Annotated in this window: 14 protein-coding genes; 6 read left to right on the forward strand and 8 right to left on the reverse strand. The window is 61.8% G+C overall.

Features of this window, described 5'->3' with window-relative positions; all coding sequences use genetic code 11:
* Nucleotides 1-483: 483 nt before the first annotated feature.
* Nucleotides 484-3,924 (forward strand): pyruvate carboxylase, encoded by a 3,441-nt coding sequence (gene pyc / locus ACX3M4_RS19600; protein ID WP_459354667.1) that lies wholly within the window; start codon nucleotides 484-486, stop codon nucleotides 3,922-3,924.
* A 436-nt stretch (nucleotides 3,925-4,360) separates the two neighbouring features.
* On the opposite strand, the gene ACX3M4_RS19605 is transcribed toward pyc, so the two are convergent.
* The 3 genes from ACX3M4_RS19605 to ACX3M4_RS19615 form a co-directional block, all read right to left on the reverse strand.
* A complete protein-coding gene (locus ACX3M4_RS19605; protein WP_459354668.1) occupies nucleotides 4,361-4,879 on the reverse strand; it encodes a DUF1697 domain-containing protein in 519 nt (172 codons plus the stop codon).
* 367 nt (nucleotides 4,880-5,246) lie between these two features.
* Nucleotides 5,247-6,002 carry a glutamine amidotransferase gene (locus ACX3M4_RS19610; RefSeq protein ID WP_459354669.1) on the reverse strand — a complete coding sequence of 252 codons (756 nt, stop codon included), beginning with the start codon at nucleotides 6,000-6,002 and terminating at the stop codon, nucleotides 5,247-5,249.
* A 117-nt stretch (nucleotides 6,003-6,119) separates the two neighbouring features.
* Nucleotides 6,120-6,596 (reverse strand): tellurite resistance TerB family protein, encoded by a 477-nt coding sequence (locus ACX3M4_RS19615; protein WP_459354670.1) that lies wholly within the window; start codon nucleotides 6,594-6,596, stop codon nucleotides 6,120-6,122.
* Between the two features lie 306 nt (nucleotides 6,597-6,902).
* Between ACX3M4_RS19615 and ACX3M4_RS19620 the strand changes: the two genes are divergently transcribed.
* The 5 genes from ACX3M4_RS19620 (at nucleotide 6,903) to ACX3M4_RS19640 (ending at nucleotide 15,026) form a co-directional block, all read left to right on the forward strand.
* Nucleotides 6,903-8,165 carry an imelysin family protein gene (locus ACX3M4_RS19620; RefSeq protein ID WP_459354671.1) on the forward strand — a complete coding sequence of 421 codons (1,263 nt, stop codon included), beginning with the start codon at nucleotides 6,903-6,905 and terminating at the stop codon, nucleotides 8,163-8,165.
* Nucleotides 8,166-8,248: 83 nt separating this feature from the next.
* On the forward strand, nucleotides 8,249-9,778 hold the full coding sequence (locus ACX3M4_RS19625; protein ID WP_459354672.1) for a di-heme oxidoreductase family protein: 1,530 nt from the start codon (nucleotides 8,249-8,251) through the stop codon (nucleotides 9,776-9,778).
* On the forward strand, nucleotides 9,778-10,851 hold the full coding sequence (locus ACX3M4_RS19630) for an imelysin family protein (protein WP_459354673.1): 1,074 nt from the start codon (nucleotides 9,778-9,780) through the stop codon (nucleotides 10,849-10,851). Before ACX3M4_RS19625 ends, ACX3M4_RS19630 begins: the two co-directional genes overlap by 1 nt.
* Nucleotides 10,841-12,007, forward strand: a complete 1,167-nt coding sequence (locus ACX3M4_RS19635) for a DUF1513 domain-containing protein (protein ID WP_459354674.1) — start codon at nucleotides 10,841-10,843, stop codon at nucleotides 12,005-12,007. The genes ACX3M4_RS19630 and ACX3M4_RS19635 overlap by 11 nt, the downstream gene beginning before the upstream one ends.
* Nucleotides 12,008-12,134: 127 nt before the next feature.
* The gene (locus ACX3M4_RS19640; RefSeq protein ID WP_459354675.1) at nucleotides 12,135-15,026 is read left to right on the forward strand and encodes an AsmA family protein; all 2,892 of its coding nucleotides are present in this window, start codon (nucleotides 12,135-12,137) and stop codon (nucleotides 15,024-15,026) included.
* Nucleotides 15,027-15,088: 62 nt separating this feature from the next.
* On the opposite strand, the gene ACX3M4_RS19645 is transcribed toward ACX3M4_RS19640, so the two are convergent.
* The 5 genes from ACX3M4_RS19645 to phnL all read right to left on the reverse strand — a co-directional run bounded on the left by ACX3M4_RS19645 (nucleotide 15,089) and on the right by phnL (nucleotide 19,524).
* The gene (locus ACX3M4_RS19645; protein WP_459354676.1) at nucleotides 15,089-15,910 is read right to left on the reverse strand and encodes a hypothetical protein; all 822 of its coding nucleotides are present in this window, start codon (nucleotides 15,908-15,910) and stop codon (nucleotides 15,089-15,091) included.
* A 341-nt stretch (nucleotides 15,911-16,251) separates the two neighbouring features.
* Nucleotides 16,252-16,830: a phosphonate metabolism protein/1,5-bisphosphokinase (PRPP-forming) PhnN gene (phnN, locus tag ACX3M4_RS19650; RefSeq protein ID WP_459354677.1), complete on the reverse strand. Its 579-nt coding sequence runs from the start codon at nucleotides 16,828-16,830 to the stop codon at nucleotides 16,252-16,254.
* Nucleotides 16,823-17,968 carry an alpha-D-ribose 1-methylphosphonate 5-triphosphate diphosphatase gene (locus ACX3M4_RS19655; RefSeq protein ID WP_459354678.1) on the reverse strand — a complete coding sequence of 382 codons (1,146 nt, stop codon included), beginning with the start codon at nucleotides 17,966-17,968 and terminating at the stop codon, nucleotides 16,823-16,825. Before ACX3M4_RS19655 ends, phnN begins: the two co-directional genes overlap by 8 nt.
* Nucleotides 17,965-18,714, reverse strand: a complete 750-nt coding sequence (locus tag ACX3M4_RS19660; protein ID WP_459354679.1) for a DUF1045 domain-containing protein — start codon at nucleotides 18,712-18,714, stop codon at nucleotides 17,965-17,967. Before ACX3M4_RS19660 ends, ACX3M4_RS19655 begins: the two co-directional genes overlap by 4 nt.
* 105 nt (nucleotides 18,715-18,819) lie before the next feature.
* Nucleotides 18,820-19,524 (reverse strand): phosphonate C-P lyase system protein PhnL, encoded by a 705-nt coding sequence (gene phnL, locus ACX3M4_RS19665; protein ID WP_459354680.1) that lies wholly within the window; start codon nucleotides 19,522-19,524, stop codon nucleotides 18,820-18,822.
* Nucleotides 19,525-19,526 lie beyond the last annotated feature (2 nt).

A 19,526-nucleotide genomic window follows, 5' to 3' on the forward strand; every position in this document is an offset into this window, starting at 1 on the left:
TGATTAATTTTTGGAAAACGGCGTAAAGGCCTTGCGGGAGAGCTCCGTTTACCCTGGGACACAGGGGGAACGAATCCCGGACGAATCGCTGACTCGACGAGATTCCGGATTTGTTCCCACAAGATCTAGTGCCTTCACACTGCGAGACTTCTAGAGAATTTTTTGCTGCGTCAGCGGAAATCGTTTTGCGGCCGGGGGCGTGTGCCGAAACGGAGCAGCGGTCGCCGGGTCGCTTTCAGAGGGTATGCGTGTCGGTTTCCGCTCGGGAATTGCTGCAGTGCAATGGATCTGAAAATATTTCTCTTGCCGGGACTTAAATCAATTTGGCATTGATTTTCCGGCGTTTACGGGTGCAAACGCAAAAATATTTTCCAGGTTAAAAAAAGGACATAACGTCTGCCCCTTTTCAAGCGGGTCCGACCAAAGTAGAAATCTTGCCGAAACTGGCTCCGCGTCTTGCGTAAAATTAGGGGGAGAGGGCGTTTGGCGATAACAAAAATTCTCGTTGCTAACCGGTCCGAAATCGCGATCCGGGTGTTCCGTGCCGCAAACGAGCTCGGCATGAAGACCGTCGCGATCTATGCCGAACAGGACAAACTGGCCCTGCACCGGTTCAAGGCGGACGAGGCCTACCAGGTCGGCAAGGGACTGGGCCCGATCGAGGCATATCTTTCCATCGACGAGATCCTCCGCGTCGCCAAACTCTCCGGCGCCGATGCCATCCACCCGGGTTACGGCCTCCTGTCGGAGAGCCCTGAATTCGTGGATGCCTGCGAGGCGGCGGGCATCACCTTCATCGGTCCGAAGTCCGACACCATGCGCCGGCTGGGCAACAAGGTCGCCGCGCGCAATCTTGCCATCGAGGCTGGCGTTCCGGTGATGCCGGCAACCGACCCGCTGCCGGACGACCTGGAAGAAATCAAGCGCCAGGCGGCCGGGATCGGCTACCCGGTGATGCTGAAGGCCTCCTGGGGTGGCGGCGGCCGCGGCATGCGCGTCATTCCGGACGAGGCGACGCTTTCCAAGGAAGTTCTGGCCGCAAAGCGCGAAGCCAAGGCCGCCTTCGGTAAGGACGAGATCTACCTTGAAAAACTGGTCCAGCGTGCCCGCCACGTGGAGGTGCAGATCCTCGGCGACGGCGAGACCGTCGTGCATCTCTTCGAGCGCGACTGCTCCATCCAGCGCCGCCACCAGAAAGTCGTCGAGCGGGCGCCTGCGCCGTATCTGTCGCCGGAAAAGCGCGCGGAACTCTGTGAGTACGGCCTCAAGATCGGCCAGACGGTCGGCTATCGTGGTGCCGGTACGGTCGAGTTCCTGATGGATGCCGACACCGGCGCCATCTATTTCATCGAGGTCAATCCGCGCGTCCAGGTGGAACACACGGTGACCGAAGAAGTCACCGGCATCGACATCGTCCAGGCGCAGATCAAGATCTGCGAAGGCAACAAGATCGGCACGCCGGAAAGCGGTGTTCCCTCGCAGGACAAGATCCGCCTCAACGGCCATGCCCTGCAGTGCCGCATCACCACGGAAGATCCGGACCAGAACTTCATTCCGGACTATGGCCGCATCACGGCCTATCGCGGTGCCACCGGCTTCGGCATCCGCCTTGACGGCGGCACGGCCTATTCCGGTGCGGTCATCACCCGTTTCTACGATCCTCTGCTGGAAAAGGTCACGGCCTGGGCGCCGACGGCGGAAGATGCCCGCAAGCGCATGGACCGCGCCCTGCGCGAGTTCCGTATCCGCGGCGTTGCCACCAACCTGGTGTTCCTGGAAAACATCATCGGCCATGAGGACTTCAAGGCCAACAACTACACCACGCGCTTCATCGACGAGACCCCGGCGCTCTTCCAGCAGACCCGCCGCAAGGACCGGGCGACCAAGCTGCTGACCTATATCGCCGACGTCTCGGTGAACGGCCATCCGGAAACGAAAAACCGTGCCCGTCCACCGCAGGATGTCGCCGGTCCCGTCATTCCGGTTTTTGGCAATGACAAGCCGTCCGGTACCCGCCAGCTTCTGGATGAACTGGGTCCGAAGGGCTTCGCGGCCTGGATGAAGAACCAGACGCGCACGCTCGTCACCGACACGACCATGCGCGATGCGCACCAGTCGCTGCTGGCAACCCGCATGCGCACCCACGACATCGTCAACATCGCCGATGCCTATGCCTCCGGCCTGCCGAGCCTGTTCTCGCTGGAATGCTGGGGCGGAGCGACCTTCGATGTCGCCATGCGCTTCCTGACGGAAAGCCCGTGGGAGCGCCTGCACAAGGTCCGCGAGAAGGCGCCGAACATCCTCTTGCAGATGCTGCTGCGCGGCTCCAACGGTGTCGGCTACACCAATTATCCGGACAATGTGGTCAAGTATTTCGTGGCGGAAGCTGCGGAAAACGGCATCGACCTCTTCCGCGTCTTCGACTGCCTCAACTGGGTGGATAACATGCGCGTTTCCATGGACGCCGTCCAGGAAGCGAACAAGCTCTGCGAAGGCGTGCTGTGCTACACCGGCGACATGCTGGACAGCGCCCGGCCGAAATATGACCTGAAATACTATGTCGGCCTTGCCAAGGAACTGGAAGCCGCAGGCGCCCACATCCTCGGCATCAAGGACATGGCAGGCCTTCTGAAGCCGGAAGCCGCCAAGATCCTCGTCCGCACATTGAAGCAAGAAGTCGATCTGCCGATCCACTTCCACACCCACGACACGTCCGGCATTTCGGCTGCCACCGTTCTGGCGGCGGTCGAAGCAGGCGCCGACGCGGTCGACGCGGCGATGGATGCGCTTTCCGGCCTAACGTCCCAGCCCTGCCTCGGCTCCATCGTGGAAGCGCTGCGCGGGTCCGAGCGAGATACCGGCCTCGATGCGAAGACCATCCGCCAGATCTCCTTCTACTGGGAGGCTGTGCGCACCCAGTACCGGGCCTTTGAAAGCGACCTGCGCTTCGGGGCGTCGGAAGTCTATCTGCACGAGATGCCGGGCGGCCAGTTCACCAATCTCAAGGAACAGGCCCGTTCTCTGGGCCTCGAAACCCGCTGGCACGAAGTCGCCCAGGCCTATGCCGACGCCAACCAGATGTTCGGCGACATCGTCAAGGTAACGCCGTCCTCGAAAGTGGTGGGTGACATGGCGCTGATGATGGTCAGCCAGGGGCTGACGGTCGCCGATGTCGAGGACCCCGCCAAGGACGTCGCCTTCCCGGACAGCGTCGTGAAGATGCTGCACGGCGATCTCGGCCAGTCCCCCGGCGGCTGGCCGGCGGCGCTGCAGAAAAAGGTGCTGAAGAACGAGACGCCGATCACCGTGCGGCCGGGCTCGCTCCTGAAGGACGCCGATCTCGATGCGGAGCGGAAGGCTGCTTCCGACAAGACAGGTCACGGCATCAGCAACACGGAGCTTGCCTCCTATCTGATGTATCCCAAGGTCTTCACCGATTTCGACAAGGCCCAGCAGCAATATGGACCGACCTCCGTGCTGCCGACGCCGGTCTATTTCTATGGCCTGGAGCCCGGTGACGAGATCTCGGTGGATCTGGAAGCCGGCAAGACGCTGGTCATCCGCTGCCAGGCGATCGGCGAGACCGACGAGAAGGGCGAGAAGAAGGTCTTCTTCGAGCTCAACGGCCAGCCGCGCAACGTCAAGGTGCCGGACCGCGCCCATGGCGCCACGGGCGCTGCCACCATGCGCAAGGCCGAGGACGGCAACGCCGCCCATGTCGGCGCGCCGATGCCGGGCGTCATCTCCACGGTCGCGATCGCGAGCGGCCAGGACGTGAAGGCCGGCGACGTGCTGGTGTCCATCGAAGCCATGAAGATGGAAACCGCGCTCCATGCCGAGCGCGACGGCAAGGTCAAGGAAGTCCTGGTCTCGCCAGGCTCCCAGATCGACGCCAAGGACCTTCTGGTGGTGTTCGAAAGCTGATGTGAAAAGCCGCCCGGGTGTGAGCGTTCGGGCGGTTTCTTCCAGATAGATTGTTTGCTCTCCGCCCGTCATTCCGGACAAGTGAGGCGCAGCCGATCGCCGATCCGGAATCCAGACATATTTCGCGCTGCAAGCGCGTCACTATTCCAACTTGGGTGTTCGCTGCGCTCACGCTGACATCTGGATTCCGGATCGGCGCGCAGCGATGCTGCACTTGTCCGGAATGACGGTGGGGGGCACTGTCTGTCATCCCGGGCGGAGCGTAGCGCAGACCCGGGACCCAGGACTCCCGGGCGCTTGAATTTTGGATACCGGCTATGAGGTTTCCTGGGCCCCCGCTTTCGCGGGGGTGACATCAGCGGAAACGGGTCTCCCTTTGAAGTTTGGCTCGGAGGTAGTCCGGGTTTTCGGTCCTCTGCAGTCAGGGCCTTTTCGGCTAACCCACCTTTTCCCGCGCCATTTCCAGCAGCTTGCGGACCGTGTTGAGGTTGCGGCCGGTGCCGGACTTCAAGGCCGGAAGCTTCATTTTCGACCCTCCCATGCCATTCGGAAAGTGGACAAAGATCTCTCTGCCCCGGATGGCGGCCTCTTCTCCGCTCGGTGCAACCAGCCCGTCTAGGGCGTCGGCTGCGGCTTCTCCGGACAGAAACGTTATCAGCAGCTGATTGGGCAAGGCATCCTGAAAGGGCATGTTTGCATCAAGGTCTTCGAATTCGGCGGATGTGCGCAGGATTACACTTGCCGGCTTGCCAAGATAGGCGGTGAGTGCCTCGGTCAGCCGGACGTGAACCTCTTCTCCCGGCAAGTCGGAGCTGAAAACCAGGTTGCCGCTCTGGATATAGGTGGAGACCTTCTCAAATCCGAGCTCTTGAGCCATGGCACGCAGATCGGCCATCGGCAGTTTGCCGGTGCCGCCAACATTGACGGCGCGCAATAGGGCAATGAAAACGGTCATTCGGAAACATCCTGAAACTCAAACCAGTTAAGACGTGAGGTGCCGATCCTCAATACGCGGATTTCTCAAGTTGCGCCAAACACTCTGCCTCATCCTGAGGAGGCGCGTTAGCGCTGTCTCGAAGGATCGGCATCGAGTTCCGTCGCTAGAGCAAATCGCGTTTTATCGGAATCGCTTTTCGCTGTCTGAAATCAGAGATTTCAACGCAAAAAGCGATGCAAGACAATTCCAGTTAAACGCGACACGCTCTAATGGCCAATCCTTCGAGACGGACCTGCCGGTCCATCTCAGGATGAGGCTGCGGTTTGTTGACAAGTGATATGGCTGAAGCGGTCGGCAGCAGTGGGACTTGGGCCAAAGTCCCGGCTTATTCCGCCGCCTTCAGCATGCCTTGCTGCACCGGCGCGGCGGCCGTGCCGATCCACAGATCCAGGAACCGGTCGAGCCATGTCTTCACGGCCGGATCGTAGATGAAACGGCCGGCGAAATGGTCGCGGCGCTGCTGGGCGCCGGGCAGTTCCATGCGCGGCGCGCCCTTGGTGGTCCAGCGCACCATCATCTGGTGGGTGAGTTCCGGGTGGAACTGGATGCCGTAGGCGCAGGGTCCGATGCGAATTGCCTGGTTTGGATAGGTCGGGCCGGATGCCAGAAGGTCGGCTCCGCGGGGCAGGTCGAAGCCTTCCCGGTGCCACTGGTAGACCTTTTTGGGCCAGTCCATCAGTGACTTTCCGGCCTCTGTCGGCTTCAAGGGGTAATAACCGATCTCCACCAGACTGTCGTGATGGCCGCAGACCGTGCCACCCAGATGCTTGACCATCATCTGGGCGCCGAGGCAGATGCCGAGAAAGGGTTTGCGTTCCGCAAGCGGCACACCGATCCAGTCGATTTCCTTCTGGACGAAGGGGTCGGGATCATTGGCACTCATCGGGCCGCCGAAGATCACGGCGCCGGCATGCCGGTCCATCGTCTCGGGCAGCTTGTCGCCGAAACGCGGCTTGCGGATGTCGAGGGAAAAGCCGCGTTTCACAAGTTCCTGGCCGACCCGGCCGGGCGAAGAATGTTCCTGATGCAGGACGATCAGGATCTTCGGGCGGTTTTTGGCAGGTTCGTTCAGAAAAAGCATGGACTTAATATGAGGGAGGTCGGCAAGGAAATCGAGTCCCGTCAGCCCTTCCTCCTGCATAAATGCAATGCCATTGCTGATTACGCCTTGGGCTCTGCCGGGGGGCTCTGCCGGACCTCAGTCCAGCTCGCCCTCTTCCGGCGCGGTCTTGGCCACCTTATGGCGCAGTGTCATGCGGTCGCGGGTGGAAACACCGAGCAATTCGGCGACACGCCAGATGGTGTTGTCCTCAAACTCGTGGACATGCCCGTCGGCATAGACGATTTCCCACATCATCTCGACAATGGCCAGGCGCTCTTCTTCATCGGTGGTGCGTTTCAGAACCGAGGTGAAGCCGTAGAGATCGACCGCCTCCTCGTCCCGCTGGCGGGCAGCGGTGATGAGTTCGCTTGTCTCCTTGTCGGAGAGCTCATAGTGCTTTTGCAGGATCTCGCGCAGCTTGGAGCTTTCGCTGTCCTCGATGACGCCATCGATATCGATGAGATGAAATAGAAGCGCGGCCGCGGCCAGGCGCTTGTCGTCTTCTGCAAAGGTCTTCTTGCCACTGTCCCCGAAGGTCAATTCGCGGACAAAACTTTTCAGTGCGCTGAGCATCCCTGTCATTCCCATAGACCGGCCCCCCGACAGGCCTCCTCTATTGCTATACCATTCCCGTTTACCATCAAAGAGTTGATGTCGGCTTTAAGACTTTGAGGTGGGTTCGAATTCCGGCATAAAAAAGTCAGCTTTTTGGAATTGTTCTAAACTATTGATTTTTTTGAATTTAAAACTTGACTTACGGCTTCATGAAATGGTTTGACCTTGAGTGTAGGGCGTGCTTTTCACGCTGCAAAACATTCAAGGTTCGCCCAGTTGACGGTCCTCATGCACCGCGGGCGGCAACAAATTCGGGATGGATCGATGAATACTTTCAAGCTCGGCCTCTTGGCTGCGACCGCTCTTTTCGCAACTCCTGTGCTCGCCGCTTCGCCGGCGGACGTGCTGACCAACTACGGCGATATTGCCCAGGCCAAATATGCGGACTCGCTTGCGACCGCCAAGACGCTGAAAGCCGCCGTCGACAAGCTGGTGGCCGAGCCGACCGAAGCCAATCTCGAGGCCGCACGGGCAGCCTGGAAGGATGCCCGCAATCCCTACCAGCAGACCGAAGCCTATCGTTTCGGCAATGCCATCGTAGACGACTGGGAAGGTAAGGTGAATGCCTGGCCGCTCGACGAAGGCCTCATCGACTATGTCGACGCTTCCTACGGGGACGAGTCTGAAGAAAACGGCTTTTACGTCGCCAACGTGATCGCCAACCCGAAACTTGAAGTCGGCGGTGAAGCCATCGACGCCACCGAAATCACGGCGGCCCTCCTGGCCGATACGCTTCAGGAAGCCGGTGAAGTCGAAGCCAACGTCGCCACCGGCTACCACGCCATCGAGTTCCTGCTCTGGGGCCAGGACCTCAACGGCACCGATGCAGGCGCTGGCAGCCGTCCGGCAACCGATTTCGATCCGGCCAACTGCACCGGCGGCAATTGCGAGCGCCGCGTCCAGTACCTGCAGGCTGCGACCGATCTGCTGATCGCCGATCTTGAAGAAATGGCTGCCGCCTGGGCGCCGGACGGTGCCGCGCGCGAGGAACTGGCCGCCAAGGGTGAAACCGGCGGTCTGGCGACCATCCTGACCGGCATGGGCTCGCTCTCCTATGGTGAACTTGCGGGCGAGCGCATCAAGCTCGGCCTGATGCTGCACGATCCGGAAGAAGAGCATGACTGCTTCTCCGACAATACCCACATGTCGCACTACAACGACGTCGTCGGCATCCGGAACGTCTATTTCGGGTCCTATGAAAGCCCGCTCGGCAACTCCGTCTCCGGCGCTTCGCTGGCGGATCTCGTCGCGGCAAAGGACCCGGCACTGGCCGACGAGATGAAGACCAAGCTCGACGCGACCCTGGCAGCCTTCGAGGCCATGAAGGCGCGCGCCGAAGGCGGCGAAGCCTATGACCAGATGATCGGCGAAGGCAACGACGAGGGCAACGCTGTGGTGCAGGCCGCCGTCGACGCGCTGGTCGATCAGACCACTTCCATCGAACGTGTCGTCAAGGTGCTGGAGCTCGACGACATTGCGTTTGAAGGTTCGGACAGCCTGGACAATCCGGGCGCGGTCTTCGAATAAACCAAACGATTCATGAGGCGGCGATTGCCGCCTCATGGCTTTTTCGCGTATTGGGGCGCGCGGATCACAATCAGGATGCGAGTATGAAACCGGTCCCCAGACCGGGCGCCCTTGCCGGCGCTCTTTTGACTGTGTGCCTTGTCGCGGGCACTGCTGGTGCGGGCGATGTGTTGTCCCACCGGGACGACCTGTCGCCGGAAGACAAGGTCAAGGCCGCCGGGGTGTTGCAGCCCGCAGCAGACTTCGAAAAGGCCGAGCCTTTCGAGGCGATGCAGGGCGGTGCCGGAACCACCCGCAAACGCATCAACCGGGATATCTATTCCCACGCAAATGCCAATCTCACCTTTGAAGAACAGGTCACTTTCAAGGTCGGCAACGGTCTCTTCAAGAAGCTGTGGGCGTCCTCGCCCTCTTCGACCCAGGCTTCCGACGGTCTGGGCCCGCTCTATAACGCCCGCTCCTGCCAGGGCTGCCATCTGAAGGATGGCCGCGGACGTCCGCCGCAGGACGGCGACGAGGCGGTTTCCCTGTTTCTGCGTTTGTCGGTCCCGCCGCAGACGGAGGCCCAGAGGCAGGCACTGGCGGCTAAGGAGATCCTGGTTGTCCCGGAACCGACCTATGGCGGCCAGTTTCAAAGCTTCGCCGTGCCCGGGCTTGCCGGCGAGGGACACTTCGATATCGAAGTGGAGGAGATCGAAGTCCCGCTTGCCGGCGGAGAGACCGCCGTGCTGCAGAAGCCGGTCTACAGGATCCGGGATCTCGGCTACGGCCCGATGCATCCGGACACGATGATTTCGCCGCGCGTGGCCCCGCCCATGATCGGCCTGGGCCTCGTTCAAGCCATTCATCCGGGTGATATCGAGGCGCTGGCGGATCCGGACGATGCCGACGGCAACGGCATCTCCGGCAAGGTTAGCCGGGTGCGCGATCCGGCCACCGGGGAACCGGCCATCGGCCGCTTCGGCTGGAAGGCTTCCAACCCGACCATCAGGGCCCAGACCGCAGGGGCCTTTTCGGGCGATATCGGCATCTCGAGCCCGGACAAGCCCGACAATTACGGCGATTGCACCGCCGCGCAGACGGAATGCCGCAAGCTGCCCCATGGCGAACAAGTTCGGCTCGGTGTCTCGGAGGCGCCGGATCCGGTCATGGACCTCGTCACCTTCTATTCGAAAAACCTCGCCGTGCCGGCCCGGCGGAATGTGCAGGACCCGGCGGTTCTGAAGGGCAAGCAGGTTTTCCATGAAGCCGGCTGTCCCGCCTGTCACCAGCCGAAATTCGTCACCAGCCGGGCGGCCGCCAATCCGGCGCACCGTTTTCAGCTGATCTGGCCTTATTCGGATTTCCTGCTACATGACATGGGCGAAGGCCTTGCCGACGGTCGCCCGGTGGGCGACGCGTCCGGCCGCGAGTGGCGCACGCCCCCGCTCTGGGGCATCGGCCTTACCGAGACGGTCAACAATCACACCCGCTTCCTTCATGACGGGCGGGCACGCAATCTTCTGGAGGCGGTCCTATGGCACGATGGCGAAGCAAGAGAGGCCCGGGAACGGGTCGTTGCGCTGAAGCCCGCCGAGCGACAGTCCCTCATCCGTTTTCTGGAGTCCCTTTGATGCGCCGTTTGCTTCTGGCGGCCCTTGTGGCGGGTTTGATCCAGCCAGCTGCCGCCGCCACTGATTTCGAGCCGAACCTTGCCAATGTCATCGAAGCCTATATCCAGCCTGCCACCGGTGCCTTTGCCGATACGGCGGCGGCGCTTCCGGGGGCCGTGGAGGCAGCATGCCAAACCCCGGATGTAGTGACGGAACGGCAGTTCGAGACGGCCTTTTCCGAAACGGTCGGCGGATTTGCGCTTGTACAGTTCCTGCGTTTCGGTCCGGTTCTGGACAGCGACCGGCTCAGCCGGCTTGCCTTCCTGCCGGATCCGCGCGGTATCACCCAGCGCCAGTTGCGCAAGCTTCTGGCCGCCAGGGAGGCCGATGCGCTTGACGCTGAAACGCTGAAGAACAAGAGCGTTGCCGTCCAGGGCTTGACGGCACTGGAGCAGGTGGCCTTCGACAAGGAAGGCAATGTGCGCCTCGGCCAACAGGCCGGCAACGACTTCAGCTGCAGCTACGCCAAGGCGATTTCTGAAAATGTTGCCGCAATCGCTGCGGAAATCGCCGCCGAGTGGCAAGACCCGGACGGCTACAGCAAGCTGCTCCTGACCGCGGAGGCAGGCAACGAGCGCTTCCATACCTCCAAGGAAGCACTGGAAAGCGTATTCAATGCCCTTGTGACGGGCCTCATCATCGTGCGCGACCAGGACATCGAACCGGCACTCGGAGGCAGCAGGGAGAAGGCAAGGGCCAACCGCTTTCCCTTCTCCCGCTCCGGCAACAGCGCGGTCTATCTCTCAAGCGAGCTGTTGGGGCTGCATGACGCGATCGAAGGCCTCGACCTGAAAGACCTGACACCGGAGGAATTCACCTGGATCTTCGGCACACTCGATTTCGAATTCAAAAATGCGCAGACCCTTCTGGACGCACTGCATCCGCCCTTGCGCGAAACCTTCGAGGAAGGCGAGGCCTATGACAAGGTGGTGGTTCTGGCAATTACTGTGAGTTCGTTACAGAAAACGGTCGGACAGGAACTGGCCGGAGCGCTTGGTCTCTCCGGAGGTTTCAATTCACTCGATGGCGACTAGGCGAAATCTCTCATTGCCGGTGAAGCCGCTGTCCCGGCGCAGCTTTCTGGCAGCTCTCGGCGGTCTTGCGACCCTGCCGGCTTTCACCCGTTCGACTCTCGCCGAAAGCCTTCTGAGCCGGGATGCGCTTGAGGGCGTGCCGCTTTTCGTCAGTGCCTACAAACTGGAAAACGGCGATTACGGCGTTGGAATATTCGACGATCTCGGCCAGGTGCTGGCGCGCATTTCTCTGCCGGGCCGGGGGCACGGGGCTGCGGTCTCCCCGGACAAGACCCGCTTCGTCGCCTTTGCGCGGCGGCCGGGGACCTTCGCCGTCGCCGTCCGGCCCTTCGAGGATGCCGCACCCCAGGTCATCACCAGTGAACCTGGACGTCATTTCTACGGCCACGGCACTTTCTCCGCCGATGGCAGGCTGCTTTATGCGGTCGAAAACGACTATGCCACCACGCGTGGCGTCATCGGTGTCTATGACATGAGCGGGCGTGAGGTCCGCCGGCTCGGTGAGATCGGGACCCACGGCATCGGACCGCACGATCTGATGCTGACACCGGACGGGCGCAGCCTGATCGTCGCCAATGGCGGTATCGAGACGCATCCGGACAAGGGCCGCGAAAAGCTCAATCTCGATACGATGACACCGGCTGTCGTCTTTCTGGATATCGAGACCGGAGATCTCCTGGCCGAGCACCGGCTGGATGCTTCCCTGCACCAGCTGTCCTTGCGGCATATGGCAATGGATGCCAAAGGCCGTGCCTGGGTCGGGGGCCAGTATGAGGGCCAGGAGGGAGATTTGCCGCCGCTTGTCGGTGTTTTCTCGAGGGACAAGCCACCCGTCCTGTCGGAAATCCCGGGTGGGATCGCCTCCGGACTGCAGAATTATATCGGCTCGGTAACATCAAATGCCTCTGGAGACGTCATCGCCGCCTCCGCCCCGCGCGGTAACCGGACGCTCTTCTGGAATGCAGACAGCGGCGCTTTCCTCGGCAGCCAGGCGATCGATGATTGTTGCGGCATCGCGCCGATCGATGAGGGCAGCTTCCTGATTTCCGACGGCAACGGTGCGCTGTCGCTGGTCGGCGACCCGGCTTCCCCGGCCGAAATTCTGGCCCGGCCGGCCGGGATATCCTGGGACAATCACATGTTCGCCCTCACCTGACCCTGCGTCCGTGCCGAATTCGAAGTGTGAAAGGACGCGTCTTTTCCTGCTTTCGTCAAAATCGGCAGGCACTCTCTGAGTGGGAATGGTCTACATTGGGGCCGATTCGCGACGGGAGACATGGAACATGCGTCGGCTTTTGATCGGACTGGGCAGCCTGGTTTTTCTGCTGGTGACCGTCATCCTGGTGGTGCCGTTTTTCCTGCCCAAGGACGAAATCAAGCGTCAGGTGGTGGAGCAGGTGGACAAGCGCCTTGGCTGGCGCGTGCGCCTGGACGGCCCGGTGTCGCTGGCCCTGTTCCCCGGTTTCTCGCTGGTTGCGGAGAATATCGGCATCTCCGGCGAAGCGGGTGCAGACGGTATCGAATTTGCCAAGGCCGAACGCGTCGAATTCGGTCTCGCCTGGGCGGGCCTGCTCTCCGGCAACATCCAGGTTACCGGTATTGCTCTCCAGAAACCGGATATTTATCTGGAGATCGGCCCGAACGGCACCACCAGCTGGGAGCCACGCCGATCCCTGGGTGAGGTTCCGCAGGCGGAGACGGGCGATGCGGCCCCCGCCGAAACGGCCGAAACCGCGCCGCAGTCCGCGCAGCCTGCCGGTGAAACCGGCACGGTCGATGCGTCCGGCGGTTATCTCAAAAGTATCGGTGTCGACAGCCTGAAGATCAGCGGTGGCACACTCACCTACAAGGACCAGTCGACTGCGGAGCCGGTCCGTATCACCGATCTCGATCTCGATCTGCAGGCGCCGAGCCTCACGGGCGAGGTGGACCTCACCTCCAGCTTCACCTATGGCACTTTGCCGGTCGCCATTGCCGGGTCGCTCACCAACCCGCTCGGACTTGCCGGCGGCGAAGAGGTGCCGGTGGATCTGAAGGTTTCCAGCGGCGACAATGCCTTTACCGTCACCGGGAGCGGTGGCCTCTCGCCAATGAAGGCGGATCTGGCGCTTGCCGCCTCCGGTCCGTCGCTTCAGGCGCTGGCGGCCCTCGCCGGAAAGGATCTGGCAACTGATCCAGGCGCCTTTGCCGTGGCGGCCAAGGTTGCCGGCACCGAAGCTGCGGTCGCGCTGAGCGACCTCGACATTGCGCTTGGCGCGCTGAAACTCGGCGGTGCGGCGGATGTAAACCTTTCCGGCCTGGTGCCGGAAGTCTCCGGCCGCCTGCTGCTGAAGGACGGCTCCATTGCCGACCTTCTGAAGCTTGCCGGGCAGGACCTTCCCGCCAGCGGCAATCTCAGCGCCGATATCGCCTTTGAGACCGTAGGCCTTTCGGGCGAGGAGCTGATTGCGGGGCTCGATATCACCGGTTCGGTCCGGATCGCTCAAGGCGAAATCTCCGGTCTCGGCCTTGCCTCCGCCGTCGGCGGCGATCCGGAGGCCGACCGGATTACCAATCTTGCGATGGATGTGAATTTGCAGGGGCTGGAAAATCCGGTTTCCCTGAGCGGCGCGCTGTCCTGGCGAGGCGAAGCCTTCAGCCTGACCGGCGAAGGCGATACGGCGAGGCTGCTTGCCGGTGAAGCAGCACCTGTTTCCGTCACGGTCAAGGGCAACCGGGTGAGCGCCGGCTTCAATGGCCGGGCCTCCAGGACAGGCAATGTGGACGGTGCAGTGAGCGTGGAGACGGCGGACCTGCGCGGATTGATGGCCTGGATGGGCCAGCCGATCGGTGCCGGCGGCGGTCTCAAGCGCTTCAAGGCGTCGGGCATTTTCGGGGTCACGGGCGAGACCATTTCCTTCGAGGAAACACGATTTACCCTCGACGATACGTCGGGCGAGGCCAATGGACGGATCATGCTCGGCCACAAGCCCTCCGTCACGGCGCGGCTGGACCTTCGCGAACTGGTGCTCGATCCCTATCTCGGCAGCCCTTCGTCGTCCGGCGGCGGCAACGGCAATTCCTCCGGCGGCGGATCTAGCGGATCGGGTGGATCTGGCAATAGCGACCAGAAAGGCGGCGGCTGGAGCACCGCACCGATCGACTTTTCCGGCCTTGGCGCGATCGACGCGGACTTCAAGCTGACGACGCAGGAGATCCGCTGGGACAAGATCAAGATCGACCAGAGCGCGCTCTCGACCACCATCAAGGCCGGTGTCCTGACTGCCAATCTGGAAAACCTTGCCCTTTATGGCGGCACCGGCACCGGCAAAGTGACGCTGAACGGCGCGGCTGCGGTACCGGAAGTTTCGGCAAACTTCGCACTCGCCAATCTCGATGCCTATCCGCTTCTGCGCGATGCGGCCGATTTCAGCTGGATCGAAGGCAAGGCCGCGATCAACCTCAATGTCTCCTCCAAGGGTGGCAGCGAGCAGGCTCTGGTTCAGGCCCTGAAGGGAACCGCGGACTACAAGTTCGCCGATGGTGCCATTCGCGGCATCAACATTCCGCAGATGGTGCGCGGCCTGTCGCTCGAAACCCTGCTCGGCTGGCAGGCGAACCCATCGGCCAAGACGGATTTCAGTTCGCTCGGCGCAAGCTTCCAGATTCAGAACGGCGTTGCGACGACCGAGGACCTAGCCATGGTCGGACCGCTGGTGCGCATGACCGGCAAGGGCACCACCGACATGCCGGCGCAGCGTCTTTCCTGGCGGGTTGAGCCGAAAATCGTGCCGACGCTGGAAGGCCAGGCGCCGCAGCCGCGCCGCAAGGGCGAGGACAAGAAGCTCGCCGGTCTCGGCGTTCCCATCGTCATTGAAGGCTCGTGGAACGACCCGCGCATCTATCCGGACATCAAGGGCATCCTGGAAAATCCGGAAGCGGCCTACAAGCAGCTGCAGCAGACCGGCGGCGAGCTGATCTCCATCCTCCAGGGCGAGAAGGAGCCCTCGCAGGAACTGGTCGACCAGGCCAACAAGGTCATCAACCAGGCAACCGGCGGCAACACCCAGATCGACGTGCAGAAGGTGATCGAGGGCAAGGTCGAGGACGAGGAAGTGCTGAAAGCGGTCGAGGAAGGCTTCGGTCTGCCGCCGGGGCTGCTCGGCGGGGTGTTCGGCAACAAGAAGAAGAACTGACGGTTCGGCCGTCAGTTTGCCGGGAACCTGGCAGAGCGTCCGCTGATCGAACTTAAAGTGCTCTAGATTGCGATCTTTTCCTTGATGTCGCGGAGTTTGGAGACGAGCTGTTTCTTGGTGGCGCGAACCGCGTTGGAATAGGTTGGCGACTGCTCGTCCAGCCAGATGACGTTGACGGGCATGGAAGACATGGTCAGCTTGTCGGAGCGCAAGGGCGCTTCCGGGTCCACGACCTCATAGAAACACTCGTAGTCCGGCCATTGATAACCGTCCTCCCAGGTCCAGCAATTGTGGGCCTGATAGTGTTCCATCAACTTCTTTCCCAGTACCTTGTCAGTCTGCAGCAACTCGGACGCGGGCCCGAGCCGGGGGGTGTTGCGTTCCATGAAATAGAGCACGCGGTCGCTGGCATAGCTTGAGACAAAAAGCCTGACGCCCTTGCGGCGCTTCCACAGTTGAACCACCGCGCGGAACACCTGCACATGTTCCTCGTGACCGTATTCGCCCCAGGGATTATGGGTCACGACCACGTCGCCATCCTGAATGTGCTCCTCGAGCGCCTTCACGATTTTCTTGAAGTTCTTCTTGTATTTCTGCTTGTCCCGGCCGCAATGCAGACCGTAGCTGGTTTCTTCCGGCGAACGCCAGTCCGTGGTGCCGTAGCTATGAGATTCGGTGATCTTCAGGCTGAAGGCAGTCTCAAGCGGAAAATTGTCGAAGACCGTCTGCCGGCCCAGGGTCGTCTCGGCATCGTGAGGCGCTTCGTCGTAACACAGAATGACCTTGCGCGCACACGCCAGAATGGAACTGGCCCACAAGACCTCGTCGTCAGGATGCGCCATGACGATGACGGCCGACTTGAAATCATCCAGTTTCATCGTCATCAAGAAAGTCTCGGGTCTTCTGACCACTTTTCCATCAGACCACTCCCACTCTGATGTCATTGTCCAAGCGATCGGGGCATTGCCCCGGTTTTTTTATTTTTGAACGTTCTGCGAACGGTTGTTCGACTGAACCCCAATTTCCTTAAATGTTGGTTCAGACGGTAGATCTCATCAGTAGTTTTCGCAATCAACTTGAAATTCGGCAAAAAGCCGGGAAAAGAACGGCTCTAGGTATGATCAGAGGGGTTCGTGGACGGATCGAGACCTTCAGCCGAAGCTGTTTTGGCGCAGCGGCGTCGAGCAATGCCGCGACTGTTCGCCTGAAGCGGCGTGGCGACGATTCAAAGGTCCAGTGCGCTCATCATCTGACTGACGGCATCCGCCACCGTGCCGGTGTTCTCGATCCGGATCAGGTTGGGAACGTTGTCCGGCTCCAGATCGGCGCGCTGCAAGCGCTGCAGAATGTCTTCCCGGCTTTCCCTGCCACGCGCCGCCAGGCGCTCGGCGAGGATTTCGACCGGAGCGGTGATCAGCAGGACGATAGCCGTCTCGTATTTGTCGGCGGCCGTCTTCAGCACCTTGCGCGACCCGTTGGCGATAACCGTCCCGCCGGCCAGGATCGCCTCGTCGCAGCTTGTCGGCAGGACATAGCCGAGACCGTGGGCTTCCCAGGCAAGCGCAACCTCGCCCGCGGCGCACAGCCGGTCGAAAGTGCCCCGGCTCAGCGTGTCGTGGTCTTCCGCATTGGGGTCGGCGTCGCGGGTGATCGCCCGCCGCGCGAAGGTAATGCCGTCCCGGCCGGCGAGCCGGTCTCGCAACGCCTCCATCAGCGTGTCCTTGCCGGCGCCGCTCGGGCCGACGACAAGGACCATGCGTCCAGGACCGAGCTTGGCGGGTGAAGGTGTAGCCGCGTCAGGCAACGCGCTTGCCCTCGCGCCAGACGCCGCGCACCACCGGGATATCGCCGACCATCTTCACCTGGATGAGATCGGCCCTGAGGCCCGTTTCCAGCACGCCGCGATCATTGAGGCCGATGGCCCTGGCCGGGGTGGCGGTGACCATGGCGACGGCCTGGGGCAGAGAGATCGCCTCGATGTCCTTGGCCAACTGGAAGGATGCCTGCAGCAGGGAGATCGGCACGTAATCGGAGGAAAGCACGTCGAGATAACCGGCCTCGGCGAGATCTTTTGCCGAAATGTTGCCCGAGTGAGACCCGCCGCGCACCACGTTCGGCGCGCCCATCAGCACCGCCATGCCGGCCTCATGCGAGGCCTTGGCAGCTTCCAGCGTCGTCGGAAATTCGGCGATCCTCGTGTTGAGCGCGATGGCTTCGTCGACATGGGCGACAGTCGCATCGTCATGGCTGGCGATGGCGATGTTCCGCTTCCGGGCAATTGCCGAGAGCTGCTGGCGGTTTTCCGGGGCGAGGCTGCTGGCGCGGGCCTGGCGTTTGCGAATGAACTCCTCCATCTGCGCGTCGGTGAAGCCCTTCTTGCCCTGGTAATAGATCTTGTAGGCGTCCATGGAGACGAACTGGCGCTGGCCGGGCGTATGGTCCATCAGCGAGATAAGGCGGATGCTGTCGTCGTCTTCGAACACCTTGAAGGCGTCGAGCACATCCGGCGCGGAAACCTCGCAGCGCAGGTGGATGAAGTGGTCGGCACGCAGGCGGTTTTCCCGCTGGCCGGTCTCGATGGCATCCGCCAGCGTGCGCATGTCGGTATAGCGCAGGTCCGCATCCTCATCCATGCCGACGCGCAGGGCATCGAAGACGGTGGTGATGCCGGAACAGGCAATCTGGGCGTCATGCGCCTGCACCGCGGAGACCGCGTTCCAGCGCACCTTGGGGCGCGGGGCATAGTGGGTTTCGAGGTGGTCGGTATGCAGCTCGACCAGCCCCGGCAGCAGATAGTCGCCCTCGCAGTCGTGGCCGTCGGCATCGCTCGGCGAGCCGATACCGGAGATGCGGCCGTTTTCGTCGACCGTCAGGGAGCCGTCAAATACTTCGTCCGCCAGGATCAACGTGGCGTTCTTGAAGACTTTGGGATGCGTGCTCATGCGTGTTCCTCGTGGGAGAGACGTTCGATCTGTGCCAGCGCGTCCTCAGGTCGAACACTGCCGGTCAGCTGAAAGACGGTATGCACATGGAAGGGGGCGCCGCGCGCAGGCTCGACGTAAAGGGCGAAGTGGCTGCAGGTGCGTGCCTTGCCGGTCACGTCAGCAAAAAAGCCCTCGGCCGCATCTTTCAGCAGCGCCGCTTCGCCGTCGTTCTCCAGCTTGTTGGAGAGCGTCATGTGGAAGCGGAATTCGTCGAAGATGTAAGGATAGCCCCAGGCTGTCATATAGGCATCGAGCTTCGGGCTGAGATTGGCCTTGCGGCGGCGGTCGATATCGGCTTCGGAAAGCGGTGCGCGGAAGGGCTCGAAACGGCGGACGCACAGGGACGCGAAGGCCCGCAGTGCCGGTTCCTCGACCTCCGGCGTCAGTGCCAGGAACCTGCCAAGCCGATTGACGTCGAGCCTCTGGATCTCATAGGGCGCGATCTCGCGGGCAAAGTCTGTACAGGCCTCAACGAGCGTTGCTTCGCTCTGGTCTTCGTGGAGCGAAAACGGCGCCTTGAGCGTGCCGTGGAAGCCATAGCGGCGAGGATCGGTGGTGAGGTCCTGAAACCGCCCGGCGCCGAGACCTGGCACTTTTGGCTGGGAGAGCGTTGCTCCGGTGAAGGTGTCCCTTCCCAGCCAGGCATTGCCGAGCTGCATCAGGGGATCGGTCGCCGGTTCGGCGAAATAGAGAGCGTAGCGCATGGGCAGAATCGCATTTTCAAGGGTGGCCGATGATGGCCTAAAGGCGGGCGGTGACCGTTCTGTGACAGTTTCCGTCCGCCCGCAAGTCTTTCCGTCTTTCCCGGATCAGGCGGCGGCGTCCGCGCTGAAGCGGGTGACGTCGATGATGCGGTCGGCGATCTCCTCGCGCACATCCTGGTCATGCAGGATACCGACCATGGCAACGCCCTTTTCCTTCTTCTCTTCCACCAGCCGGACCACCACAGCCCGGTTGGCGGCGTCAAGCGAGGCCGTCGGCTCGTCCAGAAGCAGGATCGGGTAGTGGGCAATGAAGCCGCGGGCGATGTTGACACGCTGCTGCTCGCCGCCGGAGAAGGTGGCTGGCGGCAGCGACCAAAGGCGTTTGGGCACATTCAGCCGGGCCAGAAGGGCGCGGGCCGTTTCCACGCCCTCTTCCTCGCTGGCACCCTGCGCGATCAAGGGTTCGGCGACGACATCTTCGGCCGAGACACGCGGGATGGTGCGCAAGAACTGGCTGACATAGCCGATCGTGTTCTCGCGCAGTGCCAGAACCTTGCGCGGCTCGGCCCCAGCGACGTTGACGATCTCGTCGCCGGTGGTCACCAGGATCTGGCCCTCGTCGCAGCGGTAATTGCCGTAGATCATCTTCAGGATCGAGCTCTTGCCTGCACCGGAGGGGCCGCCGAGCACGACACATTCGCCGGCATTGACCGAGAACTCGACCTTGTCGACCACCGGAATGACAGCTCCACCCTGCAGATGCATGGTGAAGGACTTGCCGACATTGTTGAGATAGAGGCGTACGGGCATAT

This window comes from Roseibium sp. M-1, from assembly GCF_054515675.1.

What these genes read in the sequence shown, in the direction of transcription:
- phnL (WP_459354680.1), bottom strand. Translation starts at nt 19,524, where the DNA reads ATGCCCGTACGCCTCTATCTCAACAATGTCGGCAAGTCCTTCACCATG.
- ACX3M4_RS19605 (WP_459354668.1), bottom strand. Translation starts at nt 4,879, where the DNA reads ATGACCGTTTTCATTGCCCTATTGCGCGCCGTCAATGTTGGCGGCACC.
- ACX3M4_RS19660 (WP_459354679.1), bottom strand. Translation starts at nt 18,714, where the DNA reads ATGCGCTACGCTCTCTATTTCGCCGAACCGGCGACCGATCCCCTGATG.
- ACX3M4_RS19630 (WP_459354673.1), top strand. Translation starts at nt 9,778, where the DNA reads ATGCGCCGTTTGCTTCTGGCGGCCCTTGTGGCGGGTTTGATCCAGCCA.
- ACX3M4_RS19635 (WP_459354674.1), top strand. Translation starts at nt 10,841, where the DNA reads ATGGCGACTAGGCGAAATCTCTCATTGCCGGTGAAGCCGCTGTCCCGG.
- ACX3M4_RS19625 (WP_459354672.1), top strand. Translation starts at nt 8,249, where the DNA reads ATGAAACCGGTCCCCAGACCGGGCGCCCTTGCCGGCGCTCTTTTGACT.
- ACX3M4_RS19655 (WP_459354678.1), bottom strand. Translation starts at nt 17,968, where the DNA reads ATGAGCACGCATCCCAAAGTCTTCAAGAACGCCACGTTGATCCTGGCG.
- ACX3M4_RS19615 (WP_459354670.1), bottom strand. Translation starts at nt 6,596, where the DNA reads ATGCTCAGCGCACTGAAAAGTTTTGTCCGCGAATTGACCTTCGGGGAC.
- ACX3M4_RS19610 (WP_459354669.1), bottom strand. Translation starts at nt 6,002, where the DNA reads ATGCTTTTTCTGAACGAACCTGCCAAAAACCGCCCGAAGATCCTGATC.
- ACX3M4_RS19620 (WP_459354671.1), top strand. Translation starts at nt 6,903, where the DNA reads ATGAATACTTTCAAGCTCGGCCTCTTGGCTGCGACCGCTCTTTTCGCA.
- ACX3M4_RS19645 (WP_459354676.1), bottom strand. Translation starts at nt 15,910, where the DNA reads ATGACGATGAAACTGGATGATTTCAAGTCGGCCGTCATCGTCATGGCG.
- ACX3M4_RS19640 (WP_459354675.1), top strand. Translation starts at nt 12,135, where the DNA reads ATGCGTCGGCTTTTGATCGGACTGGGCAGCCTGGTTTTTCTGCTGGTG.